This window comes from Streptomyces xylophagus (assembly GCF_000716435.1).
GTDB lineage: Bacteria > Actinomycetota > Actinomycetes > Streptomycetales > Streptomycetaceae > Streptomyces > Streptomyces xylophagus.
In genome coordinates this window covers 605,095-630,241 of record NZ_JNWO01000007.1, presented here as the reverse complement: position 1 = coordinate 630,241, position 25,147 = coordinate 605,095, and the positions used below count along the sequence as shown (strand labels likewise).

Here is a 25,147-nt window from a genome sequence, read left to right as displayed (position 1 = left end):
CGTTCGGGCCCGCCAGGACCGGCGGCAGGGCGCCGGACTTCCGTGCCCCCATCGTCGCCCGGGACCGGCGCGGGCGCCACGACAGGCTTGCTCCCTGCTGAGAGGGACGGCCTCCCAGCCCGCGTAGCATGACGGGCGTGGAGCTGCGCCAACTCAGGTATTTCGTCGCCGTCGCCGAGGAACTGAACTTCGGCCGGGCCGCCGACCGCCTCCTGATCGCGGGCCCGTCCCTCTCCCAGCAGATCAAGGCCCTCGAACGCGATCTGGGCGTACGACTCTTCGACCGCGACCGCCGCTCGGTCTCGCTCACCCCGGCCGGAGCGGCCCTCCTCCCGCACACCCGTGCCCTGCTGGAGCGCGCCGCCGACCTCCAGCGCAGGGCCGGCCGGCTCGCGGGCTCGGAGGCGGTCCGGCTCGGCTACGTCAACTGGCTCCCCGCCGACCTGACCGCGCGCACCGCCGGAGTGGCCCAGGTGCATGTCGACGCGTGGGTCGCGCCCTCGCACACGCAGGCCTCCCGGGTCTCGGACGGCAGCCTGGACCTCGCCGTGTGCTGGGTGCGGGACGAGGACCTGAAGCGGCTCGGCCTCCGGGCCCGGCTGCTCGGTGCCGACCGGCTATATGCGGTGAGCACAGGCAACGACCCCGGTGATGTGTGGGCCCGGGACACATCCGTCCTCCTCGACGACGACACCAATTCCTGGTCGTCCTGGAACGTGTACGCCGAGCAGCTGGCCCACGACACCGGGGCCCGCGCGGTGTCCATCTCCGACGGCGGCATCACCGGCCCCGCGTTCTTCGACCACGTCCGCCGCAGCCGCCGCCCGGTCGTCAACTCGCCCAAGGGACAGACCACTCCACTCCCGCCCGACCTGGTGCGCCGCGAGATCGTCGGACCGACCGTCCACTGGACCTGGTCGCTGGTGTGGCGCGAGGGCGAGACGCGTACCGGGGTCCTCGCCGCGGTGGACGCGCTGTGCGACGGCGTCGGCGACCTCGGACTCCGCGCCCCCGACGCCTGGCTGCCCGAGGGCGACCCGCACCGCTGACGTGGACTGGGAGGTCAGGCCTCCCAGCAGCGAGGATTCCGGTCCTGGGAAAACCCCCTCTGACCTTTGCTTTCACCTGTCCGGGTCGCCTACCTTCACGAATAGGCGACCGGTCGGCTAGTAGAGACGATCGACCGGGAGCACCACAGCCACCACTTCGGAGAAGGTCGTCATGAGCACTCAGAACCAGAAGGTCGCGATCGTCACCGGTGCCTCGCAGGGCATCGGAGCCGGCGTCGTCGAGGCCTACCGCAAGCTCGGCTACGCGGTCGTCGCCACCTCACGCGCGATCGCCCCTGCCGACGACGCGGACGTCGTGACCGTCCAGGGCGACATCGCCGACCCGGCCACCGCCGAGCGGGTCGTGGCCGCCGCCATCGAGCGGTTCGGCCGCATCGACACGGTGGTCAACAACGCGGGCGTCTTCGTCGCCAAGCCGTTCACCGACTACACGGCCGACGACTACGCGAGCGTGATCGGCATCAACATGACCGGGTTCTTCCGGATCACCCAGCTGGCCATCGGGCACATGCTCACCCAGGGCGGCGGCCACATCATCAACATCACCACCAGCCTGGTCGACAACGCGGACGCCCGTGTCCCCTCCGCACTGGCCTCGCTGACCAAGGGCGGCCTGCAGTCCGCCACCAAGTCTCTCGCCATCGAGTACGCCACGCGCGGCATCCGCGCCAACGCCGTGTCGCCGGGCACCATCAAGACCCCGATGCACCCGGAGGAGACCCACGAGGGCCTCGCCGGCCTGCACCCGGTCGGCCGGATGGGCGAGGTGGGCGACATCGTCGACGCCGTGGTCTTCTTGGAGAACGCCCCCTTCGTCACCGGCGAGATCCTGCATGTCGACGGCGGTATGAGCGCCGGTCACTGAGAAAGGTCGACGGAGATGAACACCACGAACGACGACGAACTCGTCCTGCGCGGCGTCCTGGAGCCGTGGAAAGCGGCCGTCGACGCCCACGAACCGGAGGAGGTGGCCCGGCTCTTCACCGAGGACGCGATCTTCCAGGGGCTGCACCCCTACGGCGTCGGCCGACCCGGCGTCGCCGAGTACTACGCCTCCCAGCCGCTCGGGATGAAGGCCGCCTACCGGATCCTGGAGACCCGGCGGTACGCCGACGACCTCGTACTCGGCTATCTGGACACGGAGTTCACGTTCACCGACCGGCCGCCGGTCGACGTCAAGCTCGCCGTGCTGGTGAAGCGGTTGACGGACGGCTGGTACATCGCCCACTACCAGGTGTCGCGGCTCGACGGGTGACGGACGTGAAGGCGGCCGGTGTGAAGGTGCCAGGTGTGAAGGAAAGCTGCGGCACGGCTTAAGAAAACCTCGATGGACCGGGGCGCTCCGGTGGGGCAGATTGCTAGCAGAATCCACCCCCACCCCTGGAACGGGCTCGTCCGGCATGCCCGGATCGTGCCCGGCCCCGGGACCTACCCTCAGGAGCCGTGGCGTTGAAGGCGCTGGTCAAGGAGAAGGCGGAGCCCGGGCTGTGGCTCGTGGACGTCCCGGAGCCCGCCGTCGGACCCGGCGACGTACTGATCAAGGTCCTGCGGACCGGGATCTGCGGCACCGACCTGCACATCCGGTCCTGGGACGGCTGGGCGCAGCAGACGATCCGTACCCCCCTCGTGCTCGGGCACGAGTTCGTCGGCGAGGTGGTGGAGACCGGCCGTGACGTCGTCGACATCACGGCCGGCGACCGCGTGAGCGGCGAGGGCCACCTGGTGTGCGGCAGGTGCCGCAACTGCCTTGCCGGGCGCCGCCACTTGTGCCGCGCCACGGTCGGGCTCGGCGTCGGCAGGGACGGGGCCTTCGCGGAGTACGTCGTGCTGCCCGCCGCCAACGTGTGGGTGCACCGCGTCCCCGTCGACCTCGATGTCGCCGCGATCTTCGACCCGTTCGGCAACGCCGTCCACACCGCGCTGTCGTTCCCCCTGGTCGGCGAGGACGTACTGATCACCGGCGCGGGCCCGATCGGCCTGATGGCGGCGGCAGTTGCCCGGCACGCCGGCGCGCGGAACATCATGGTGACCGACGTGAGCGAGGAGCGCCTCGCCCTCGCCCGGAAGATCGGCGTGAGCCTCGCGCTGAATGTGACGGACGCTCAGATCGCCGACGGTCAGCGGGAGTTGGGACTCCGCGAGGGCTTCGACATCGGCCTGGAGATGTCCGGCCGACCCGAGGCCATGCGCGACATGATCGCCAACATGACGCACGGCGGCCGGATCGCCATGCTGGGACTGCCCTCCCAGGAGTTCCCGGTCGACTGGTCCCGCATCGTCACCTCGATGCTCACCATCAAGGGCATCTACGGCCGTGAGATGTTCGAGACGTGGTACGCGATGTCGGTACTGCTGGAAGGCGGCCTCGACCTCGCGCCCGTGATCACCGGCCGGTACGGCTACCGCGACTTCGAGGCGGCGTTCGCGGACGCGGCGAGCGGACGTGGCGGCAAGGTCATCCTGGACTGGACCGCGTAACTCCCTTCCGACCGCGTAACTCCCTTTTGGTGAAGGAACTTTAGGAGCTTCCCCCATGTTCGACTCCGTGCGCGACGACCTCCGCACCACCCTCGACGAGATCCGCGCCGCCGGACTCCACAAGCCCGAGCGCGTGATCGGCTCCCCGCAGTCCGCGACCGTGAACGTGACCGCGGGCGGTCACCCCGGCGAGGTCCTCAACTTCTGCGCCAACAACTACCTCGGCCTCGCCGACCACCCCGAGGTCGTCGCCGCCGCCCACGCGGCCCTCGACCGCTGGGGCTACGGAATGGCCTCCGTGCGCTTCATCTGCGGAACCCAGGAGGTGCACAAGGAACTCGAGGCCCGCCTGTCCGCGTTCCTCGGCCAGGAGGACACGATCCTCTACTCCTCCTGCTTCGACGCCAACGGCGGTGTCTTCGAAACCCTGTTGGGCCCGGAGGACGCGGTCATCTCCGACGCCCTCAACCACGCGTCGATCATCGACGGCATCCGCCTCTCCAAGGCCCGCCGCTACCGGTACGCGAACCGCGACATGGCAGACCTGGAACAGCAATTGAAGGAAACGGCGGGCGCCCGGCGCAAGCTGATCGTCACCGACGGCGTCTTCTCCATGGACGGTTACGTCGCCCCGCTGCGCGACATCTGCGACCTCGCCGACCGCTACGACGCGATGGTCATGGTCGACGACTCCCACGCCGTCGGTTTCGTCGGTCCCGGCGGCCGGGGCACCCCCGAACTGCACGGCGTCATGGACCGCGTCGACATCATCACCGGCACCCTCGGCAAGGCACTCGGCGGCGCCTCCGGCGGTTACGTCGCCGCCCGCGCCGAGATCGTCGCCCTGCTCCGCCAGCGCTCACGGCCGTACCTCTTCTCGAACACCCTGGCCCCGGTGATCGCGGCGGCGTCGCTCAAGGTGCTCGACCTGCTGGAGTCGGCGGACGACCTGCGCGTCCAACTCGCCGAGAACACGGCGTTGTTCCGCCGGAGGATGACCGAGGAAGGCTTCGACGTCCTCCCCGGTGACCATGCGATCGCACCCGTGATGATCGGTGACGCGGCGGTGGCCGGGCGGATGGCGGAACTGCTGCTCGAGCGGGGGGTGTACGTGATCGGGTTCTCGTACCCGGTCGTCCCGCAGGGCAAGGCCCGTATCCGCGTCCAGCTTTCCGCCGCACACTCGACGGAGGACGTGAACCGGGCGGTCGACGCGTTCGTGGCGGCGCGGGCGGAACTGGAAGCCTGAGCGGTTTCAGCAGGTTGGACATATTGCGATAATCGGTCCCATGATCGAAGCGCGGCGGCTCCACATCCTCCGTGCGGTGGCCGACCACCGCACCGTGACGGCGGCAGCCGCCGCGCTGTACCTCACCCCCTCGGCGGTGTCCCAGCAGCTCGCCGCCCTGGAGCAGGAGACCGGCCACCGCCTGGTCGAGCGCGGCGCCAAGGGCGTACGGCTGACCCCGGCCGGCGAGATCCTGCTCAGCCACACCAACGTGGTCCTGGCCCAGCTGGAACGGGCCGAGGCGGAACTCGCCGCGTACAGCTCGGGCGCGGCCGGCACGGTCACGGTGGCCGCGTTCGCGACGGGCATCGCACAGGTCGTAGCACCCGCGGTGTCCCGGCTGTCTCTCCTCGCACCGGGCATCCGCCTCCGGGTCCAGGACGCCGAGGGCGACGCCAGTCTGCCGATGGTGCTGGACCGGCAGGTGGATGTCGCGGTCGCCGTCGAGTACCGCGGGGCCCCGCCCGCCGACGATCCGCGCCTGATCCATGTTCCGCTCTACGCCGAGCCGTTCGACGTGGTCGTCCCGCTCACCCACCGCCTCGCCGACGCCGCCGAGATCCCCCTCGCCGAACTGGCCAAGGACCCGTGGATCGGCCCGTACCCCGGCAACCCCTGCCACGAGGTCACCGTCCTGGCCTGCGAGAACGCCGGATTCCAGCCCCGCCTCGAACACTCCTCCGACGACTTCCGCGCCGTCGTCGCCCTCGCGTCGGCCGACGCGGGCGTGGCCCTCGTCCCCCGCTCGGCGCTGCGCGGCATGGACCTGACGGGCGTGGTCGTCCGCCCCGTCGACGGAGTGGCGCCGACCCGCCGGGTCTTCGCGGCCGTACGACGCGGCACGGAGGAGCACCCGCTGATCCGACCGGTGCTGGAAGCGCTGGAAGAAGTGGGCCGGACGTAACCTCGTCGTCTCATATCCGGGATACCGTCCCGAATATGAAACAGGAGGAAACGGGGACCGCCGACCCCATGGACGCCCGGCTCGGCACCCGCCTTGCCGAACTACGGGCCGAACGCGGCTGGTCCCTGGGGGAGTTGGCGGAACGCAGCGGGGTGAGCCGTTCGACCCTGTCGCGGGCCGAACGCGCCGAGATCAGCCCCACCGCCTCCCTCCTCAACCGCCTCTGCGGTGTCTACGGCCGCACCATGTCCCAACTCCTCAGCGAGGTGGAGACCGAGCCCGCCCTGCTGATCCGTGCCGCCGAGCAACCGGTGTGGGAGGACCGCACCTCCGGTTTCCTACGACGATCCGTGTCGCCCCCGCACACCGGGCTGCGCGGCGAACTGGTCGAGGGACGGCTCGGCGCGGGCGCCGACATCGCCTACGACCGGCCGCCCGTACCCGGTCTGGAACAGCACATCTGGGTCCTGGAAGGCGCCATCGAGGTGACGGCCCAGGATGTCGAGCACCATCTCGACGCCGGTGACTGTCTGCGGTTGCGGGTGTGGGGGCCGACGCGGTTCCGATGCCCGGGGCCTGGCAGCGTGCGTTACGTGCTGGCGGTGGTGCTGCCGTGAAGGTGACGCGTCTGGATGTCACTCAACTGCTCGCCGCCGTCGACGAGTTGGCGAACCTGCTGATCGACACTGTCGACGACGGCGCCTCGGTCGGCTTCCTCGCCCCGCTCGACCGGGCGGCTGCCGTCGACTGGTGGCGGGAGCGCGCCGACGGTGTGGCCGTCGGCCAACTCGCCGTGTGGGCGGCGTCGAGCGGCGAGCGGGTCGTCGGCACCGTGAGCCTGGCCTTCCCGGACAAGCCCAACAGCCGCCACCGCGCCGAACTGGTCAAGCTGATGGTGCACCGGGAGGCCAGGGGAGAGGGCCTCGGCCGTCGGCTCCTGACCATCGCCGAGGACGCGGCCGTCGCCGCCGGCATCACCCTCCTCCATCTGGACACCGAGACCGACAGCCCCGCCGAGCACCTGTACCGCTCGGCCGGCTGGACCCGGGCCGGCGTGATCCCGGACTACGCGGCGAGCCCGGACGGGGTGCTCCGGCCGACGACGCTCTACTACAAGTGCGTGGGGGAGTATCTGAGGGCAGGCACTCCCACCAGGTGATTGTCAGTGCCGGCCGCTATGTTGCGTGTCATGCCGGATGCTGAAGACGTACGCCGTATCGCCCTCTCCCTCCCGGACACGACGGAGAAGATCGCCTGGAACATGCCCACTTTTCGGGTCGCCGGGAAGATGTTCGTCACGGTGCCCGAGGAGGAGACCTCCATCGCCGTGCGCTGTCCCAAGGAGGAGCGCGACGAACTGGTGCTGGCCGAGCCGGAGAAGTTCTGGGTCGCCGACCACGAGGCGGGCTTCGCCTGGGTCCGGGCCCGCCTCGCCGCGCTGGACAGCGAGGAGGAACTGCGCGACATCCTCGCCGACTCCTGGCGCCAGGCGGCCCCGCCCCGACTCCTGGAGTCCTACCCGGAGTTGGGCCTGCCGTCCAGCGACTGAAATTCCCTCGGGCGTTGTCAGTGGTGCGTGGCATCATCCGAAGACAGGAGTGGGAGCCGGGGCGGAGGGGGATCCGGCTCCCACCTGGACGGGAGTTCATGGCACCGGCGGGGCGCATCGGGGGCGGCGGCCGGGGAGGGAGCGGTGGGGGATGACGGGGACGGCATCGGATCCGGCACGCGAGTCGGCGGGGTTCGAATCGGCGCCCGGCGGGGCGGCCGGCGGAGGCGATGACATCGTTGCCGGAGCCGGAGCCGTCGGGGTTGTGAAAAGAGGCGCCGAGGGTGGCGAACGGCCCGTCTGGTCAAGGGACTTCGCGCTGTTCTTCGTGGCCCGCGCCATCGCCCGGCTCGGCGACACCATGCTGCCCGTGGCCCTCGCCGCAGGCCTGTTGGAACACGGGTACGGCGCGGGCGCGGTCGGCCTTGCCATGGCCTCCACGGCCGCCGCCTTCGCGGGACTCGTCGTCTTCGGCGGTGTGATCGCCGACCGCTTCAGCACCCGCAAGCTGATGATCGGCGCAGACCTGGTGCGCCTCGGCACCCAGTCCCTCGCCGCCGCACTCTTCTTCACCGGCCATGTCGTGCTCTGGCAGATCTGCGCGATCGGCTTCGTCAACGGCGTGGCGGGCGCGGTGTTCCAGCCCGGCGTGGCGAGTACGGTGCCGAGACTCGCCTCCGACATCCAGGGCGCGAACGGCGCGATACGCATCGCCGAGTCCGCAGCCCAGTTGGCGGGTCCGGCCGTGGCGGGCCTGCTCGTCGGATTCGCCTCGCCCGGCGGCGTGTTCGCGGCCCACGCCGCCACCTACGCCGTGAGCGCCCTCTGCCTCCTGCTGCTCCGGCTGCCCCCACTCGCGCCGGGCAGCCGCGAGCCCGGGCACGGGACGGGCGCCTTCAAGGCCGATCTCGTCGAGGGATGGCGGGAGTTCAGATCCCGTACCTGGCTCTGGGGAGTCATCGCCGTCTGGTGCCTCTACATGATCGCCGTATGGGGTCCGACCGTGCCGCTCGTGGCGACAGAGGTGGTGCAACAGCACGGCCCGCGCGCCTACGGCCTGGTCAACTCGGCCCTCGGCGCGGGCACCGTCGTAGGCGGACTCCTGGCCCTGCGGCTGCGCCCCCGCCGGATGCTGCGCGCCGGTGCGATCGCCCTGTTCGCCTTCGCCGGCTTCCCGGCGACCGTCGGAGCAGGGCTCGGCGTACCGGCCATGGCGGCCGGAGCCGCTGTCGCCGGGGCGGGCATGTCCTTCTGGGGCGTGATGTGGGCGACCAGCGTCCAGACACAGGTCCCACCGGACGTCCTCAACCGCATCCACGCCTACGACGTGGCGGGCTCCCTCGCGATGATGCCGGTCGGCCAGGCACTGGCGGGTCCTGCGGCCGCGGGTATCGGCGCCGACCACGTACTGCTCGTCGCGGGCGCGATGAGCCTCGTGGTGCCGATCGCCCTGCTCCTGGTGCCTGCCATCCGCGACCTGATACGCGCCGACGCGATCGCGGTCGGTCCGAGCGGCCCGAGTAACCCGAGCGATGCGGCGATACGTGAACGGGCGTGCCCGCAAGAGAGTTGACGGCGGGTGCGGGTGTTGGCGTACGCCGGGCTCGCTCAGCCTCGCGCTGTCGTCGGCCCGTTCCCGGTGAAGCCGGCGATCCGTTCGCGCAGGGTTCGCGCGTCGAGGCCGTGGGCGGTCAGGTGTTCCGTGAGGGTGCCGTAGCGGCGGAGTTCGGCGCGGCCCACGCCCAGGCCGAGTACGCGGTGGGGCACGTCGGCGAGTGCGTCGTTCGCGGCCGGCGTCGAGGTGCCGGCCAGGTACGGCTCGACGAGGACGACGTCCGTCCCGGCCGTCCGCGTGGCCCGGCGCAGTGCGGTCGCGTCGAAGGGCCGTACGGTCGTGGCGTACAGGACGGTGATGTCGAGGCCCTCCGTTGCGGCCAGCACGGCGTCGAGCATCGGACCGACGGCGACGACCACACCCGCGCGGCCCTCGCGGACGGTGAGGAAGCGCTCGCCGTCGACCGGAAGAGCCTCCGGGTTCGACTGGACGGACAGCCGTACGTACACCTTGTCGTCGCCTGCGGCGACCGCGTGCCGTAGCAGGGTCTCGGCCTCGTCCGGGTGGCCCGGCACGTGCACGGTCCAGCCGTCGAGAGTGTCGAGGAGGGCCACGTCGCCCGGAGCCATGTGCGTGAACCCGCCGGCGGGCCAGTCGAAGGAGGCCGCCGCGCTCACCAGTACCGCGCCGACGTCCTGATGTCCGAGGTCCAGCTTGAGTTGCTCGAAGGGCCGCTCGACGAGGAAGCCGGCGAAGGTGTGCACGATCGGGCGCATGCCGGTCAGGGCGAGTCCCGCGCCCGCCCCGACGAGGAGTTGCTCGCGGATGCCGACGTTGATCACCCGGTCGGGATGGCGGAGTTGGGCCTCGGTGAAGCCGTCCCTGCCGATCTCGGCGAGGACGACCGCGAGGCGTGGGTCCTCGTCGAGCAGCCGGGAGACGACCGGGGCGAAACGGTCACGCATGGTGTCCATGGAGAGGAAGCCCTTCTGGAACAGCTGCTGAATGGCAGGCTGGCTGGACGGATGATCAGGGACGGGTGATCAGGCGGACTTGGGTTCCACCCGGGCCACGACCACCTGCGGTCGGCCGGGGTGCGGAGCGGTGAAGGCGGCGTACAGCGCGTCGTGATCGCGGCCGTCGACCGTGATCGCGGACCAGCCCGCCGCCTCGAAACGGGCGGCGATACCGCCGGGCCGGGCGTGGCTGGCGGAGGAGTTGTCGACGACGACGGTGTGCAGCCGGTCCAGCCCGGCGGGCCCGGCGAAGGCGATGGCCTCGTGGTTGCTGCCCTCGTCCAGTTCGGCGTCCCCGACCAGCACCCAGACCCGCGGCTCGGCGAGCCCCTGGGCGCGCAGCCCCAGCGCCGTCCCGACGGCGATCGGCAGCCCGTGCCCCAGCGACCCGCTGCCGATCTCGGCGCCCGGCACCAGCACCCGGTCGGGGTGGTGGCCGAGCGGCGAGTCGTAGGAACCGAAGTCCGGGAGCCACTCCACCGGCACGAATCCCTTGGCGGCCAGTACGGCGTAGTACGCCATCGGCCCGTGCCCCTTGGAGAGCAGGAACCGGTCCCGCCCGGGGTCGTCCATCCGCTCCGGGCCGACCCGTAGGACCCGGTCGTAGAGCACCCACAGCACGTCCAGCGTCGAGGTCGCCGCCGGGCCGTGTTTCTCGTCGCCGGTCATCAGCCCCATGAGCCGGGGCAGGTCGCCGTGCGTGTACGGGCGGCTGTGTTCCGTGGTGATGGTCATGAGGGCGATCGTCCAACCTCAACCAAACTTCAGGTCAAGGGGTGGGCGGGAACTCGGCCGGCAGGTGGCCCCGAATAAAGGCGTGCGCGATCACCGATGCGAGTGCGGTATTGTTTCCATGCGCGTTCGGCCAGGGGAAATCCCAGGTCAGATGGGCAACGGGACGTGGCGCAGCTTGGTAGCGCACTTGACTGGGGGTCAAGGGGTCGCAGGTTCAAATCCTGTCGTCCCGACCAGCTTTGCAGCGGGTCGGAGGCCGTTTTCTCAGCGATGGGAAAGCGGTCTTTTCTGTGTTCGCAGGCGTAGGTCGATGGAGTGTGACGGTCACAGGGTGACCGTCTTGTACTCGACGTACTGGGCGAGCCCCACGGCGCCGTACTCGCGGCCGATGCCGCTGGCCTTGTAGCCGCCGAAGGGGCCGTCGAAGGCGATGGGCGCGCCGTTCACGGTGACCGTGCCGGTACGCAGGCGGCGGGCGACGGCGAGCGCGCGGTCCTGGTCGGCGGACCACACCCCACCGGAGAGGCCGTACTCGGAGTCGTTGGCGATGCGCACGGCGTCGTCCTCGTCGTCATAGGGGATGACGACCAGGACCGGGCCGAAGATCTCCTCCTGTGCGATGCGCATCGCGTTGTCCACGTCGGCGAAGACGGTAGGGGTGACGTAGTTGCCGCCTTCGAGGCCGGGCGGCACCTGGGGACCGCCGGTGACGAGCCGAGCGCCTTCCTTGATGCCGAGTTCGATGTAGTCGCGCACGCGCTGCTGCTGGTCGGGGCGGACCATCGGGCCGATGAAGGTGTCGGGGTCGCTCGGGTCGCCGACCTTGAGCGACTCGACGAGGGTCTTGAGAGCGGCGACGACTTCCTCGTACCGGCTGCGCGGGGCGAGGACGCGGGTCTGTGCGATGCATGCCTCGCCGTTGTTCAGCAGGGAGGCGAACTTCAGCCCCTGCACGGCCTGTTCGACGTCGGCGTCGTCCAGGACGACGGCGGCCGACTTGCCGCCCAGCTCCAGGCTGACCCGCTTCAGCTGCTCGCCCGCGATGGACGCGATCCTGCGGCCGGCCCGGGTCGAGCCGGTGAACGCGATCTTGTCCACATCGGGGTGCGACACGAGGTACTCGCTGGTCTTCCGGTCGGCGGGCAGGACGCTGACCACGCCCTCCGGCAGGCCGGCCCGCTCCAGCAGTTCGGCGAGGAAGCCCATGCTCAGCGAGTTCTCCGGGGACACCTTCAGTACGACGGTGTTCCCGGCCAGCAGTGCGGGGATGAGCTTGGCCAGGGCCGCCGAGAACGGGGAGTTCCACGGAATGACGGCGGCCACGACACCGATGGGTTCGCGCCGCAGCACGCTCCGGGTGGGGGAGTCGGGGTCGGACGGCGTCAGGGACTCCTCCCAGCCGAGTTCCTCGGCCGCCTTGAGGTAGGCGCCCGCCTGCCGTCCCAGCCCCGGCTGCCCGGCCAGCGTGAACCAGCCGGCCGAGCCGTTTTCCGCGGAGATGAGCGCGGCGATCCTCTCGGCGTCGGCCTCGCGCAGCGCGTTGAGCCGCCGGACGACGGCGATGCGTTCGGCGGGTGCCGTGCGGGGCCAGGGGCCCTCGTCGAAGGCGGCGCGGGCTGCGGCCACGGCGCGGTCCACGTCGGCGGTGCCGGCCTGCGCGGCCCGGCCGATGACCGTCCGGTCGTGCGGCGAGCGGATGTCGAGCAGCTCGGGGTTGCTCGGTGCGGTCCACGAAGCCGCGATGAAGAGTCGGTCGTAGGTGATCATGTGCTCTCTCCCGAGGAGTTGAGGGGTGATCGTTTTCGGTATCTGTCACTTCAATGTAGCACTTAGATGAAGCATCGCCTCATGCGTGTGGTGATAGCGGGCTATACTTCGCTGCGTGAGAGCCGACGCCGTACGCAACCTCGAAGCCGTCCTGACCACCGGTGCGCGCATGCTCGCCGCCGATCCGGGCGCGAGCATCGCCGCGATCGCCGCTGAGGCCGGTGTCGACCGGCGCACCGTCTACCGGCGGTTCGCTTCCCGCGAGGAACTGCTGGCGGCCATCTACGAGGCCCGCGTCGAGGCGATCGAGCGGGCCACCGAGGACGCCAGGCTGCGCGAGGCTCCCGTCGCCGTGGCCCTGCACCGGTATGTCGAGGGGATCATCGGCGTCAATCGCACCTGGCCCGTGGAACTCGCCCGGATGAAGGCCGACGAGACCATCCGCGAGCGGCGTGACGTCCTGATCCGGGAGGTCGACACCTTCCTGCAGCGCGCCACCGACGAAGGTCTCCTGCGTGCCGACATCCCTGCGGCATGGGCGAGTTCACTGCTGCCGCAGCTCATGCACCTGGCCTCGCAGCAGCTGCCCGACCACAGTGCCGCCCAGGCCGCCGACATGGTCGTCGACACCTTTCTGCGGGGGCTCGGCGGCGGAGACGCCGACGGGGTGCGCTGACCCGGATCCTTGACCCCCGTTCGGCCCTCCATGATGCTGTGTTGCGACACGTGAGAAGCGTGCCGTAATGAGCAACGTATCGCTCAGGTCTCGTACCAGCGGAGGAGTGGCCATGACTCACCAGGTCCGTGCTGTCGTCGCGCGGGGGAAGGGTGCCCCCGTCAGCCTGGAGACGATCGTCGTCCCCGATCCCGGTCCGGGTGAGGCGCTGGTGAAGGTCGAGGCCTGCGGGGTCTGCCACACCGATCTGCACTATCGCGAGGGCGGCATCAACGACGAGTTCCCGTTCCTGCTGGGGCACGAGGCCGCCGGTGTCGTGGAGTCGGTGGGGGAGGGCGTCACCGATGTCGCCCCCGGTGACTTCGTGATCCTCAACTGGCGTGCCGTGTGCGGGAATTGCCGGGCCTGTCGGCGCGGACGGCCGCAGTACTGCTTCAACACCCACAACGCCAAGCAGAAGATGACCCTGCTCGACGGCACCGAACTCTCTCCGGCCCTCGGCATCGGCGCCTTCGCCGAGAAGACGCTGGTCGCGGCGGGACAGTGCACCAAGGTCGACCGCGCCGCGTCGGCTGCCGCCGCCGGACTGCTCGGCTGCGGCGTGATGGCCGGCATCGGCGCGGCCATCAACACCGGCAACGTCGGACGCGGTGACAGTGTCGCCGTCATCGGTTGTGGCGGGGTCGGTGACGCGGCGATCGCCGGGTCCCGGCTCGCGGGGGCGGCGCGGATCATCGCCGTGGACATCGACGACCGGAAACTGGAGAAGGCCCGCTCCCTCGGCGCCACGCACGCCGTCAACTCCAAGGAGTCCGACCCCGTCGAGGCGATCCGGGAGCTGACCGGTGGCTTCGGCGCGGATGTCGTCATCGAGGCGGTCGGCCGCCCGGAGACGTACAAGCAGGCCTTCTACGCCCGTGATCTCGCCGGGACGGTTGTCCTCGTCGGTGTGCCCACCCCGGAGATGAAGCTCGAACTCCCGCTCCTGGACGTCTTCGGGCGCGGTCGAGCGGATGCACGGCGGCGATGTGCTGCGTTCGGTGGTGGTGTTCTGATGGCCGCGCGCATCGAACACCTCGTCACCTCCGGGCAGTTCACGCTCGACGGCGGCACCTGGGGCGTCGACAACAACGTGTGGATCGTCGGCGACGACCACGAGGTCGTCGTCATCGACGCCGCCCATGACGCCGACGCCATCGCGGAGGCGATCGGCGACCGCCGGCTGGCCGCGATCATCTGCACCCACGCCCACAACGACCACATCGACGCCGCCCCGGCTCTCGCCGACCGCACCGGCGCTCCGATCCTGCTGCATCCCGACGACCTGCCGCTGTGGAAACAGACCCACCCGGATCGGTCACCCGACGGGGAACTGGACGACGGACAGGTCGTGGAGGTGGCCGGGGTCGAGCTGACCGTGCTGCACACGCCCGGTCATGCGCCCGGTGCCGTGTGTCTGTACGCGCCGGGGCTGAACGCCCTCTTCAGCGGTGACACGCTCTTCGCGGGCGGGCCAGGGGCCACAGGGCGGTCGTACAGCGATTTCCCGACCATCGTCGACTCGATCCGGGAGCGGCTGCTCGGTCTGCCGGGCGGCACCGTCGTGCACACCGGTCATGGGGACACGACCACCGTCGCCGCCGAGGCTCCGCATCTTCAGGAGTGGATCGACCGAGGGTTCTGAACCCTTCCCGGTGTTGCTTGTCGCGCACGCTGTTGCGTGAAAAGCAACACTCGGGCGGCGGTCCAACCGCCCTCAGGATGCCTTGACAAGGGTTTGGGGCCGCCCTCAAACTGACGTTGCGCTTACCGCAATCCGTTTCGCTATACGCACCGAGGTGTCATGATGATTCCCGCGTGCCTTCTCGTGGATCTGCCGCGAGGCGAGGCCTACCGGCTCGACATCGATCCGCCGGTTTCGGTGTTCCACACCGACGACGGCGAGGTCTTCGCCATCGACGACACGTGCACCCACCAGGACGCCTCGCTCGCCGACGGCTGGCTGGAGGGCTGCGAGGTGGAATGCCCGCTGCACGCTTCGAAGTTCGACCTGCGGACGGGAGCCGTCGACGCCCCGCCGGCCAAGCGCCCGGTGCGTACCCACGAGGTGCTCGTCCAGGACGGCATGATCTACGTCGTGCCGTCCACGGACGCCCCGAACCTGCCGCCCTGCGTCGCGTCCCGGCTCGCCGGAGGACCCGCGTGAGGACCGTGGCCGTGGTGGGCGCCTCGCTGGCAGGGCTGTCGGCGGCGCGCTCGCTGCGGAAACAGGGCTACGACGGAGGGCTCGTCGTCATCGGCGACGAAGCCCATCGCCCGTACGACAGGCCGCCGTTGTCCAAGGAGTTCCTGGCCGGCACTGTCGGCGAGGCCGACCTCCTGCTGGAGACGGACGACGAGGATCTGCGGGCCGAGTGGCTGCTCGGTGTGCGTGCCGTCGCCCTCCAAGTCGACGGCACGGAGCGGGTCCTGGTGCTCGACGACGGGCGGGAGGTCCGGGCCGACGGCGTCGTCGTCGCGACCGGCGCGGTGGCGCGGAACCTGCCCGGCACGGACGGACTGGCCGGCGTGCACACCCTGCGCACCCTGGACGACGCCCGCGCCCTGCGCGACGAACTCGCCCTGGGCGGACGGCTGGTGGTGATCGGCGGCGGGTTCATCGGCGCCGAGGTCGCCTCCACCGCGTACGCCCTCGGACTCGACGTGACGGTGATCGAGGCGGCACCGACCCCCCTCGCGGGACCGCTCGGCGAGACCATGGGCGGCGTCGTCTCCGCCCTCCACGAGGCCCACGGCGTACGGCTGTTGTGCGGTGTCGGGGTCAAAGGGCTGAGCGGCGAGGACCGGGTCGACGCCGTGCTGCTGGAGGACGGGCGAACCGTCCCCGCGGACATCGTCGTCGTCGGTGTCGGCGCTCGGCCGTGTGTCGAGTGGCTGGAGGGCTCCGGCGTCGAGCTCGACAACGGCGTCAAGTGCGGTGCCGACGGCCGTACCAGCGTCGCGGGTGTGGTCGCCGTAGGCGATTGTGCTTCCTGGTACGACCCGCAGGCGGGGTTCCACCGGCGGGTGGAGCACTGGACCGGTGCGCGGGAGCGGCCCGAGGCGGCCGTGGCCGCATTGTTGTCGTGGGGTGCGGTGGAGGCGGGGGCGCCGCGGCCGCCGTACTTCTGGTCGGACCAGTACGGCGTGAAGATCCAGTTCGCCGGTCATGCGGCCGGCGCCGACAGTGTGACCGTCGAGGAGGGCGCCCCGGGCGACCGCAGTTTCCTCGCCGTCTACCGGTGTGCCGGGCAGCCGGTCGCCGTGCTCGCGATGAACCAGCCGCGGCTGTTCATGCGGTGGCGCAAACAGCTTGCCGCCAGGGTGAGTTGAACCGTACCTACGCCGTCCGGAGTCGCTCTTCCCGGCGCGTGAATGACCGACCCACGACGTTCTCCGAGGAGTGCTCTGTGACCTCGACCAGCCTGCCGGACAGCCTGATCGCCACCCTGCCCGGTTCCGCCTACACGGACCCGGAAATCTTCGCCCAGGAGCAGGAACGCATCTTCGAGACGATGTGGTTCTGCGTCGTGCGCTCCTCGGACCTGGCCAAGCCCGGCGCCTTCCGGACCGTCGACGTGGGCCGCGAGAGCATCCTGATCACGCGTGCCCGCGACAACTCGATACGCGCCTACTTCAACGTCTGCCGACACCGCGGCGCGAAGTTGTGCACGGAGGAGGCCGGCGAGGTGAAACGGGCCTTCCAATGCCCGTACCACGCCTGGACGTACGACCTGAACGGCAAGCTCGTCGCGGCGCCCAACCTCACGAAGATGCCCGACGTCGGCCGCACCGAGTTCGGGCTGGTGAGTGTCGCCGTCCGCGAATGGCTCGGCTATGTGTGGGTCAACCTGGCGGAGAACCCGCCGTCGTTCGACGAGGACGTCATCAGCGAGGTCGTCACCCGGCTCGGCGACGTGGAGTCCCTGGAGCACTACGACGTCGACCACCTCTCGGTGGGCAAGCGCATCGTCTACGACGTGAAGGCCAACTGGAAGCTCATCATCGAGAACTTCATGGAGTGCTACCACTGCGCCACGATCCACCCCGAACTCACCGAGGTACTACCGGAGTTCGCCGACGGCTACGCCGCGCAGTACTACGTCGGCCACGGCGCGGAGTTCGGTGAGGAGGTCCAGGGATTCACCGTGGACGGCTCGGAAGGACTCGACCGCATTCCAGGGGTGAGCGACGACCAGGACCGCCGTTACTACGCGATCACCATCAAGCCGCAGGTGTTCATCAACCTCGTCCCGGATCACGTGATCTTCCACCGGATGTACCCGGTGGCCGTCGACCGCACGATCGTCGAGTGCGACTGGCTCTATCTCCCGCACGTCGTCGAGAGCGGCAAGGACGTCAGCCGGTCCGTGGAACTCTTCGACCGGGTCAACCGCCAGGACTTCGAGGCCTGCGAGCGCACCCAGCCCGGGATGAGTTCCCGGATGTACGCCAAGGGCGGGGTGCTGGTGCCCAGCGAGCACCACATCGGCGCCTTCCATGACTGGGTGAACGAGCGCCTGGGGATTCAGCAGGGGTGACGTCGGTTCAGCCCAGGTAGCCCATGCGGTGGCTGATCTCCTCGGCGCCCTTGACCAGCACCGGGGCGAGTTCGTGCAGCCGCTCCTCGGTGAAGCGGTACGCCGGTCCCGAGGCGCTCACCGCCGCGATGACCTCGCCGTCCCGGTTGCGCACCGGGGCGGCCACGGCGTGCAGCCCGACCTCCAACTCCTCCAGGGTCCAGGCGTATCCGCGCTCCCGGGCCTCGGCGAGGTTCTTCTCGAGCTTCGTCTTCGAGGTGATGGTGTGCGGGGTCACCTTCTTCAGGCCGGCCTCCGCGAGCAGCGTGGCGCGCTCCTTCGCGGGCAGGTGGGCCAGCAGGACCTTGCCGCTGGAGGTGGCGTGCAACGGGGTGAGTTCTCCTACCCAGTTGTGCGCGGTGACGGCGCCGGGGCCGCGCACCTCGTACAGGTTGATCGCGTACTGCTCCTGCATGACGGCGATGTTGACGGTCTCGCCGATGTCCTCGGCGAGGCGCTCGCAGACCGGGCGGCCCTGCTGGGTGATGTCGATACGTCCGGTGACCGCGCCGGCCAGCCGTACGATCCCGAACCCCAGCCGGTACTTGCCGCGTTCGCCGGCCTGCTCCACCAACCCCCGTGCCTCCAGGGCCCCGAGCAGCCGGAACGCCGTCGACTTGTGAACATCGATCTCGCCGGCCACCTCGCTGACACCGGCCTCGCCACGCTGGGCCAGGATCTCCAGCACGCTGATGGCACGGTCCACGGACTGAACTCCGCCGGACTGCGAACCTGTTGTTTCAGTATCTGGACTGTAGTTGCTCACAGCGAAACTATACGCGTAGTGCGGTACAAGCCGTTTACGTTTGGGACTCTGAGCAGGTTCTTTCGGCTGGTAACGGGCGGTTGACGTGGGGCGCCGGCCCGGCCGAGGTTTCCCTCCGGGCAGGGGACAGTGTGGGGGATTCCCTGTCCCCGTCCGCGGAGCGTCTCCACGGCCGGCGCAGCGCAGCGGTCAGTACTGCTCGGTCTCCACGAAGCCCGCGTCCACGTCGTCGGCGCCGTAGGTGTCGGTGGCGGCCGTCAGGTTCAGTCCGGGCGGGCTGTCCTTGAGACCGAGGCCCATGCCGGCCAGCTTCTCCTTGACCTCGTCGATGGACTTCGCACCGAAGTTGCGGATGTCCATCAGGTCGGCCTCGGAACGCGCCAGCAGCTCGCCCACCGAGTGGACGCCCTCGCGCTTGAGGCAGTTGTAGGAGCGGACCGTGAGCTCCAACTCCTCGATCGGCAGGGCGAGATCGGCGGCAAGAGCGGCGTCCACGGGGGACGGGCCCATGTCGATGCCCTCGGCGTCGAAGTTCAGCTCGCGGGCGAGACCGAACAGCTCGACCAGGGTCTTGCCGGCCGACGCCATGGCGTCACGCGGCCGCATGGCCTGCTTCGTCTCGACGTCGACGATCAGCTTGTCGAAGTCGGTGCGCTGCTCGACACGGGTCGCCTCGACCTTGTACGTGACCTTCAGCACGGGGCTGTAGATGGAGTCGACCGGGATACGGCCGATCTCCTGGCCCACCTGCTTGTTCTGAACAGCCGAGACGTAGCCGCGACCGCGCTCGACGGTCAGCTCCATCTCCAGCTTGCCCTTGCCGTTGAGCGTGGCGAGGACGAGGTCGGGGTTGTGCACCTCGACACCGGCCGGGGGCGCGATGTCGGCGGCGGTGACCAGACCCGGGCCCTGCTTGCGCAGGTACATCACGACAGGCTCGTCCTGCTCGCTGCTGACGACGAGCTGCTTGATGTTGAGGATCAGGTCGGTGACGTCTTCCTTGACGCCCGGCACGGTGGTGAACTCGTGCAGGACACCGTCGATCCGGATGCTGGTGACCGCCGCACCCGGGATCGAGGACAGGAGCGTACGACGCAGGGAGTTCCCGAGGGTGTAGCCGAAGCCCGGCTCCAGCGGCTCGATGACGAACCGGGAGCGGAACTCGTCGACAACTTCTTCGGTCAGGGACGGACGCTGAGCAATCAGCACGGGGTGTTGCCTCCAGTGGTTTGGCGCCCGCTATGTGACGCCGTGGACACCACGAAGGGTACGGGGCGGCGCGAGCGATACGGTCTCCGCCGTGGCCGAACCACCCGTCTCCCGACCAGGAGAGGAGACCGGAAGGGTACCGGACACCAGCCTACGACTTCCGCGCGCCCTGGCGCTGCCCGCTCCGGGCCCGCTCCGGTCGTCGGCGGGTACCTGCTCCGGCAGCGCGCCCGACCCACCTGACGCGCACCTTTTGCCGGGTTCGGCTGTGGTGTCAGAGACGATCGAGGGGGAACCCGTTCTGGACCGGCGCTCAGGAGACAGAACATGAAAACGATCCACGCGGCCGATATCCGCGAGTGGCGCAACCGCAACGTCGTCGACTCCGAGGGGCACAAGATCGGCGTGCTCGAATCGGTCTACGTGGACACCGCCACCGACGAGTCGGCCATGGCCACCGTCCGCATCGGACTGCCCACGCGTCAACGACTGGCTTTCGTTCCCCTCGACGACGCGGTCCTCGGACCCGACTACGTCAAGGTCACCTACGCGAAGGCGCTGGTGAAGAAGGCGCCGTCGATCGGCACGGACGACATCCTGCCGGCCGAGGGGGAGGAGGCGATCTTCCAGCACTACGGTATGGACTACCGGCCCGGCGCGGGCGGAGAGCGGCAACTCGCTCGCCGCTGACCCGCTGTTCAACCCCACGTCTGAAGGGTGGTGTTCCGTGATGGTTCTCTTCCTGCTGCTCGTCCTGATCGCCCTCGTGCTGGGAATCGTCGGGGTGGCCGCGCACGGCCTGGGCTACCTGCTGGTGATCGGCATCGCCGTTCTCGTGGCGGCTCTGGCCCTCGTCGCCGTGCGCTGGTCCCGGCGCTCCGGCAGCCGCCCCATTCGCTGAAGCCGAGGTCGGCCCGTCAGGGCAGGATCGAGTCGATGTAACCGCCGTCGACCCGCAGCGCCCCGCCTGTCGTGGCCGATGCCTGGTCGGAGCTGAGGTACACGACCATGTGCGCGATCTCCTCGGGCTCGATCAGCCGTTGCAGCAGGGACTGCGGCCGGTGCTTCCGCATGAACTCGCGCTGGGCCTCGTCCCAGGGCAGCTCGCGGTCGACGAGTTCGTAGACGAAGTCCTCGACACCGCCGGTGTGGGTGGGGCCGGCGATGACCGAGTTGACCGTCACACCCGTGCCCGCCGCCTGCTTCGCGAAGCCCCGGCCGACGGCGAGGAGCGCCGTCTTGGACATGCCGTAGTGGATCATCTCGGCCGGGATGACGACCGCCGAGTCGCTGGCGATGTACTGGATCCGGCCCCAGCCGCGCTCCGTCATGCCCGGCAGATACATCCGGGTCAGCCGTACCGCGGCCAGCACGTTCACCTCGAAATAGCGCCGCCACTCCTCGTCGCTGATCTCCAGCGGGTCGGCGGAGCCGAAGATGCCGAGGTTGTTGACGAGGACGTCCACCTCCGGCAGCGCCTCCAGGACGCGCTGCGCGCCCTCCTCGTTGGTCACGTCGGCGGCCACCGGGACGAAGGAGGCGCCGGGCACCTCCTTCGCCAGCCGCGCCACGCCCTCCGCGACCCGCTGCTCGTTCCGGCCGTTCACCCCCACGCGGGCACCGGAGCGCGCGAGTCCGGCGGCGATCGCCGCGCCGATGCCCTGCGTCGAGCCCGTCACCAGGGCGGTGCGTCCGGTCAGGTCGATCTGCATGGGGAACCAGTCCTCTTGTCGCGTGTGTCCGTCCTGCGTGCCGGTCCGTCTGCCGTCAGCCTGGCGGCAGCGCGAAGGGCCCGCCACTCCGGCCGACGCCGACGGGCGCGGCCGGCTTCGGAGTCGTATGCCCACTGCCGCCATCGGCATCCACTAGACGTGCATGTCGACGACCACCCATGAGGCGTGGTGCACCCAGTGGGCGATGGCGGCCAGGTGCGCAGGGTGGTTGAAGTACCGCTGGAAGGCGGCGGTGTCGTCGAAGAGGCTGTTCAGGGCGAAGTCGTAGGAGGCGGGTGTCTCGTCGAACACATGCCATCCCACCTCCCACTGGCGGATCTCGGGGATTTCCCGGTCGAGGTTCCGCACGAGCTCGAAGCCCTCCACCACCTCCGGAGATACCCGCGTGAGGCCTTCGTTGAGCTGGAAGAAGACGATGTTCCGGATCATTTCCCCTCCTGGTGCCGAGCCGGATGCGGTGAACGTGGTCGACTACGGGGCGTCCCACGACTCGGTTCACCACGAGGGGCGACGCGCCGACGAGCCCTTCGGGGCTTTTGGTCACCCACGGCACAATGGCGCCCATGCGTTTTCGACTGCTCGGCCGCCTGGAGCTGGTGAACGGCAGCGGCGCGGTCATCCCTCCGGGCCCGGTGTCCCGGGCGATCGTGGGCCGGCTGCTGCTGGCCCACGGAGCGGTCGTGCAGCGCGACACCCTCATCGACGAGTTGTGGGAGGAGCGCGAGACCAAGGACCCGGTCAACGCGCTTCAGGTGCAGATGGCCAAGCTGCGTGCCGCGTTCGCGGCGCGGGGCGAGGACACGCGCCTGCTGTTCGGGCACGGCGGGTACCGGATCGTCCTCAGGCCGGAGGACGAGGTCGACGTACCCGCCTTCGAGACCGTGGTCCGCGAAGGCCGGGAGCACCTGGCGGCGGCGGAGTACCGGAAGGCCGAGAGCGCCCTGCGGCAGGGGCTGTCGATGTGGCGCGGGCGCGCCCTGGACGGCCTGGAAGGACGGGTCTTCGAAGTCGAGCGGACCCGCCTGGAGGATCTGCGGCTGGGCGCGCTGGAGGACGCCGCCACCGCGGGCCTCGAACTCGGCCGTGCGGAGGACATGGTCCCCGAGCTGAAGGCCCTCGTGTCCCTCGCACCGCTGCGCGAGCGGTCCCGGGCCCGTCTCATGCTCGCGCTCTACCGCTGCGGACGGTTCGCGGAGGCGCTGGAGGTCTACGAGACGGGCCGTCGGCTGCTGAAGTCCGAACTCGGTGTCGTGCCCTCGGCGGAGCTGCGCTCCCTGCACGCCACGATGATCCGCCACGACCCGTCACTCCAAGGACCGTTCCCCGCGTCCGACCGGCTGTCCTTGACGCGCACGGAGGACCGGCCCACCCAGGCCGAAGGCAACGTGATCCGACCGCTCGGCCCGTTCGTCGGCAGGCGCAAGGAGCTGAACGCGCTGCGCGAAGTCGTCGACCGCGAGCGGCTGGTGACCGTGCTGGGACCGGGCGGCGTCGGCAAGACGCGCCTGGCCCTGGAGGTGTGCGCGCTGGTCCAGCCGTCCGGCGGCAACGTGTGGTGGGTCGACCTGGCCACCGCCGACGACGCGAACGTGCTCGCGGTGGTCGCCTCCGCACTCGGCCTGTCCGACACCTCCGTCCGGCTGGACCAGCCGCCGCACGACTATGTGCACCGGCTCACCTCGTTCCTCGCCGGACGGCGGGCCGTACTCGCGCTCGACAACTGCGAGCACCTGCTCGACGCCGTCGCCCCGCTCGTGGCGACGCTGCTGGGCCGGTGCCCCGCACTGACCGTCCTCGCCACCAGCAGAGCGCCGCTGGAGGTCCCGGCCGAGGTGCTCCACCCGCTGGCGCCGATGCCGGACGACGAGGCCGCGGACCTGTTCGGCACCCGCGCCGCCATGATCGACCCGTCCTTCGTCCCGGACGAGGCGGCGCTGCGCGACATCCGCTCGCTGTGCCGGAGGCTCGACGGACTGCCGTTGGCGGTGGAACTCGCCGCCGCGCACGTCCGGCTCCTGTCCGTCCGGCAGATCGAGGCCCGCCTCGACAACCGCTTCGCCCTGCTGACCAAGGGCGACCGCACCGCACCGGCCAGACACCGCACCCTGCGTGCCGTCCTCGACTGGAGCTACGCCCTCCTCGACACCACCGAGCAGAGACTGCTGACGGAACTGGCCCTCTACGTGGGCGGCTGCTCCCTCGAACTCGTCGAGGCGGCCACCCCGCTCCCCGGGGCGGACAGCGCCCAACTGCTGCATGTACTGGCCCAGTTGGTCGACAAGTCCCTCCTCGTCCCGGTCGCCACACCCGACGGGAACCGGCTGCGGATGCTGGAGACGGTCCGCGAGTACGCGCTCGCGCGACTCAGAGAAGAGGGCTGGGCGCCGGAAGCCGAGGAACGCCTCATGGCGTGGGCCGCCCGCTTCGTCCGCGAGGGCAGCGAGGGAATCTCCTCCCGCGGCCAGAAGGAGTGGGCCCGGCGGCTCACCGAGGAGGCCCCCAACATCAGGGCGGCGTCGGAACTGATGACGGCCACCTCCAGGGAGGCCAAGGCCCTCCTGCTGGAGGCACGGCTGGGCTACTTCTGGTTCATCAGCGGCCGCGAGGAGGAGGGAATCGACCGCCTCCACCGCAGCCTGCAGGCCTACGACGCCGCAGCGGGCCGGCGGACCGAGGAGCCCACCGAGGAGGACGAGTGGGCACTCTTCCACACCATCGCCTGGCTCACCTGGCTCAACCACGTCGCCGGACATCACGCCGAAGCCAGGTCCTACATGGTGCGGCACAAGGCGGCCTGGCAGCACGCGAAGAACCCCGACCTCGCCGTCCTGGGCCTCTGCTACGACGCGCTCCACGCGATGCTCCACGGGCACGACGACGTGGAGGAACTCTTCGCCGCGGCGGAGGCCGCCGTGGTGGGCACGGAGTTCCACTGGGACCGGGCGGTCCTGCAGACCAACTGGTCGACCTACTGCCTGCAGCACGGGGACGTCGAGGGGGCCCGCCGGCACGGTCTGATCGCCGTCGCGGCGTCACGCGCGGCGGACGACGACTTCGCCCGGGTCTTCTCCCTCACTCTCTGCGGCGACGCGGACGAGAGCGACGGACTCCGTGACCGGGCTCGTGAGCAGTGGACCGAGGCGGCCCGCATCCTCCGTGCCATCGGGGCGCGCACCCGCTGGGCGTACGCCGTGCTCCGGCTGGCCTGTCTGGACATCGCCGAGCGGGAGTTCGCCGCGGCCGAGCAGCGGCTGGTGGACGTGAGCAGGCTCGCGGACGAAGTGAGCGCGGACGACCTCCAGGCTGCCGTGGCGAACCTGCGCGGACTGCTGGCGTTCAGGGACGGCCGCTTCGCGGACGCGGAACGCGTCTACCACCGGGTCTGGCACTGCCCGCAGGCGCCGCCCGACCGCAGAGCGGTGTCGGCCGTCGGGCTGGCCGTCCTGGCGAGATTCGGTCCGCCGGGGCCCACCGCGCCGGACGACGCGCAGGCCTGGATCGAGCGGGCGCGTCGGATGCACGCCGGGTTGCTGGAGCCGCTGGCCCGGCACGCGGTGGGGGCGATGTTGGACAGGCTGGACACGCAGGACCCGCCGGGGGCCGGTGGGCGCGACTCGCTCTCGGGCGGCCCCTCGGTACTGGCCGCCTTCTGCTGAGTGGTCATGTGCGCGTTTCGTGAACCTCTTCGGGGTGTGCGCCGTAGCAGCCATCGGACGGCACCCGGTCGCGTCGAGGAGCCGTATCCCTTGCTCCCCACGTGGCCGTCGCGCCGACGAAAGGCA

At 70.2% G+C, this 25,147-nt stretch carries 25 protein-coding genes, 1 tRNA gene and 1 pseudogene; 20 read left to right on the top strand and 7 right to left on the bottom strand.

What is annotated here, in order from left to right:
* Positions 1–128: 128 nt before the first annotated feature.
* From OO70_RS17780 to OO70_RS17735, 10 genes are all read left to right on the top strand, one after another.
* Positions 129–1,049 carry a LysR family transcriptional regulator gene (locus OO70_RS17780; protein WP_043671386.1) on the top strand — a complete coding sequence of 307 codons (921 nt, stop codon included), beginning with the start codon at positions 129–131 and terminating at the stop codon, positions 1,047–1,049.
* A 172-nt stretch (positions 1,050–1,221) separates the two neighbouring features.
* Positions 1,222–1,935 (top strand): SDR family NAD(P)-dependent oxidoreductase, encoded by a 714-nt coding sequence (locus OO70_RS17775; RefSeq protein ID WP_043671384.1) that lies wholly within the window; start codon positions 1,222–1,224, stop codon positions 1,933–1,935.
* A gap of 15 nt (positions 1,936–1,950) precedes the next feature.
* On the top strand, positions 1,951–2,325 hold the full coding sequence (locus OO70_RS17770) for a YybH family protein (RefSeq protein WP_043671381.1): 375 nt from the start codon (positions 1,951–1,953) through the stop codon (positions 2,323–2,325).
* Positions 2,326–2,519: 194 nt separating this feature from the next.
* Entirely contained in the window at positions 2,520–3,548 is a 1,029-nt protein-coding gene (gene tdh, locus OO70_RS17765; protein WP_043672697.1) for an L-threonine 3-dehydrogenase, read from the top strand.
* A 55-nt stretch (positions 3,549–3,603) separates the two neighbouring features.
* Positions 3,604–4,797 (top strand): glycine C-acetyltransferase, encoded by a 1,194-nt coding sequence (locus OO70_RS17760; protein ID WP_043671375.1) that lies wholly within the window; start codon positions 3,604–3,606, stop codon positions 4,795–4,797.
* Positions 4,798–4,837: 40 nt separating this feature from the next.
* Positions 4,838–5,740, top strand: coding sequence for a LysR family transcriptional regulator (locus OO70_RS17755; RefSeq protein ID WP_043671372.1), 903 nt, complete (start codon positions 4,838–4,840; stop codon positions 5,738–5,740).
* Positions 5,741–5,775: 35 nt separating this feature from the next.
* The gene (locus OO70_RS17750) at positions 5,776–6,357 is read left to right on the top strand and encodes a helix-turn-helix domain-containing protein (RefSeq protein ID WP_043671369.1); all 582 of its coding nucleotides are present in this window, start codon (positions 5,776–5,778) and stop codon (positions 6,355–6,357) included.
* Positions 6,354–6,899 carry a GNAT family N-acetyltransferase gene (locus OO70_RS17745; protein WP_043671364.1) on the top strand — a complete coding sequence of 182 codons (546 nt, stop codon included), beginning with the start codon at positions 6,354–6,356 and terminating at the stop codon, positions 6,897–6,899. Before OO70_RS17750 ends, OO70_RS17745 begins: the two co-directional genes overlap by 4 nt.
* Positions 6,900–6,929: 30 nt before the next feature.
* Positions 6,930–7,289 (top strand): MmcQ/YjbR family DNA-binding protein, encoded by a 360-nt coding sequence (locus tag OO70_RS17740; RefSeq protein WP_043672694.1) that lies wholly within the window; start codon positions 6,930–6,932, stop codon positions 7,287–7,289.
* 151 nt (positions 7,290–7,440) lie between these two features.
* On the top strand, positions 7,441–8,862 hold the full coding sequence (locus OO70_RS17735; protein WP_234336861.1) for an MFS transporter: 1,422 nt from the start codon (positions 7,441–7,443) through the stop codon (positions 8,860–8,862).
* 35 nt (positions 8,863–8,897) lie between these two features.
* On the opposite strand, the gene OO70_RS17730 is transcribed toward OO70_RS17735, so the two are convergent.
* Both OO70_RS17730 and OO70_RS17725 read right to left on the bottom strand, forming a co-directional pair.
* On the bottom strand, positions 8,898–9,818 hold the full coding sequence (locus OO70_RS17730; RefSeq protein WP_043671361.1) for a transketolase family protein: 921 nt from the start codon (positions 9,816–9,818) through the stop codon (positions 8,898–8,900).
* Between the two features lie 69 nt (positions 9,819–9,887).
* Positions 9,888–10,595 (bottom strand): thiamine pyrophosphate-dependent enzyme, encoded by a 708-nt coding sequence (locus tag OO70_RS17725; RefSeq protein ID WP_043671359.1) that lies wholly within the window; start codon positions 10,593–10,595, stop codon positions 9,888–9,890.
* Between the two features lie 159 nt (positions 10,596–10,754).
* On the opposite strand from OO70_RS17725, the gene OO70_RS17720 reads away from it, so the two are divergent.
* Positions 10,755–10,831: transfer RNA gene (locus tag OO70_RS17720), tRNA-Pro, on the top strand.
* Between the two features lie 88 nt (positions 10,832–10,919).
* Here OO70_RS17720 and OO70_RS17715 read toward each other — a convergent pair.
* Positions 10,920–12,362 carry an aldehyde dehydrogenase gene (locus OO70_RS17715; protein WP_043671356.1) on the bottom strand — a complete coding sequence of 481 codons (1,443 nt, stop codon included), beginning with the start codon at positions 12,360–12,362 and terminating at the stop codon, positions 10,920–10,922.
* A 169-nt stretch (positions 12,363–12,531) separates the two neighbouring features.
* Between OO70_RS17715 and OO70_RS17710 the strand changes: the two genes are divergently transcribed.
* The 6 genes and pseudogenes from OO70_RS17710 to OO70_RS17690 all read left to right on the top strand — a co-directional run bounded on the left by OO70_RS17710 (position 12,532) and on the right by OO70_RS17690 (position 17,618).
* Complete coding sequence (locus OO70_RS17710; protein WP_043672688.1) at positions 12,532–13,038, top strand: TetR/AcrR family transcriptional regulator; 507 nt, start codon at positions 12,532–12,534, stop codon at positions 13,036–13,038.
* Between the two features lie 112 nt (positions 13,039–13,150).
* Positions 13,151–14,044: pseudogene (locus OO70_RS56040) on the top strand (S-(hydroxymethyl)mycothiol dehydrogenase); the annotation flags it as partial.
* Positions 14,045–14,092: 48 nt separating this feature from the next.
* Positions 14,093–14,722, top strand: coding sequence for an MBL fold metallo-hydrolase (locus OO70_RS56035; RefSeq protein ID WP_234336879.1), 630 nt, complete (start codon positions 14,093–14,095; stop codon positions 14,720–14,722).
* A 159-nt stretch (positions 14,723–14,881) separates the two neighbouring features.
* On the top strand, positions 14,882–15,244 hold the full coding sequence (locus OO70_RS17700) for a bifunctional 3-phenylpropionate/cinnamic acid dioxygenase ferredoxin subunit (RefSeq protein ID WP_019069625.1): 363 nt from the start codon (positions 14,882–14,884) through the stop codon (positions 15,242–15,244).
* Positions 15,241–16,410 (top strand): NAD(P)/FAD-dependent oxidoreductase, encoded by a 1,170-nt coding sequence (locus OO70_RS17695; RefSeq protein ID WP_043671353.1) that lies wholly within the window; start codon positions 15,241–15,243, stop codon positions 16,408–16,410. The genes OO70_RS17700 and OO70_RS17695 overlap by 4 nt, the downstream gene beginning before the upstream one ends.
* Before the next feature lie 77 nt (positions 16,411–16,487).
* The gene (locus tag OO70_RS17690; RefSeq protein ID WP_043671350.1) at positions 16,488–17,618 is read left to right on the top strand and encodes an aromatic ring-hydroxylating oxygenase subunit alpha; all 1,131 of its coding nucleotides are present in this window, start codon (positions 16,488–16,490) and stop codon (positions 17,616–17,618) included.
* Between the two features lie 7 nt (positions 17,619–17,625).
* Here the strand turns inward: OO70_RS17690 and OO70_RS17685 are convergent, their stop codons facing one another.
* Positions 17,626–18,423, bottom strand: coding sequence for an IclR family transcriptional regulator (locus OO70_RS17685; RefSeq protein WP_199827331.1), 798 nt, complete (start codon positions 18,421–18,423; stop codon positions 17,626–17,628).
* A gap of 189 nt (positions 18,424–18,612) precedes the next feature.
* Positions 18,613–19,632: a DNA-directed RNA polymerase subunit alpha gene (locus OO70_RS17680; RefSeq protein WP_043671347.1), complete on the bottom strand. Its 1,020-nt coding sequence runs from the start codon at positions 19,630–19,632 to the stop codon at positions 18,613–18,615.
* A gap of 327 nt (positions 19,633–19,959) precedes the next feature.
* Between OO70_RS17680 and OO70_RS17675 the strand changes: the two genes are divergently transcribed.
* Together OO70_RS17675 and OO70_RS54635 are read left to right on the top strand one after the other, a co-directional pair.
* Complete coding sequence (locus OO70_RS17675; RefSeq protein ID WP_043671345.1) at positions 19,960–20,322, top strand: PRC-barrel domain-containing protein; 363 nt, start codon at positions 19,960–19,962, stop codon at positions 20,320–20,322.
* A 37-nt stretch (positions 20,323–20,359) separates the two neighbouring features.
* Entirely contained in the window at positions 20,360–20,533 is a 174-nt protein-coding gene (locus OO70_RS54635; protein ID WP_158711488.1) for a hypothetical protein, read from the top strand.
* A 16-nt stretch (positions 20,534–20,549) separates the two neighbouring features.
* Here OO70_RS54635 and OO70_RS17670 read toward each other — a convergent pair whose 3' ends face one another.
* Entirely contained in the window at positions 20,550–21,344 is a 795-nt protein-coding gene (locus OO70_RS17670; RefSeq protein ID WP_043671343.1) for an SDR family NAD(P)-dependent oxidoreductase, read from the bottom strand.
* A 153-nt stretch (positions 21,345–21,497) separates the two neighbouring features.
* Positions 21,498–21,794, bottom strand: coding sequence for a Dabb family protein (locus tag OO70_RS17665; protein WP_043671342.1), 297 nt, complete (start codon positions 21,792–21,794; stop codon positions 21,498–21,500).
* A gap of 134 nt (positions 21,795–21,928) precedes the next feature.
* Here OO70_RS17665 and OO70_RS17660 point away from each other — a divergent pair, with 134 nt between their 5' ends.
* Positions 21,929–25,021: an AfsR/SARP family transcriptional regulator gene (locus OO70_RS17660; RefSeq protein ID WP_043672683.1), complete on the top strand. Its 3,093-nt coding sequence runs from the start codon at positions 21,929–21,931 to the stop codon at positions 25,019–25,021.
* The last annotated feature ends 126 nt before the right edge of the window (positions 25,022–25,147 follow it).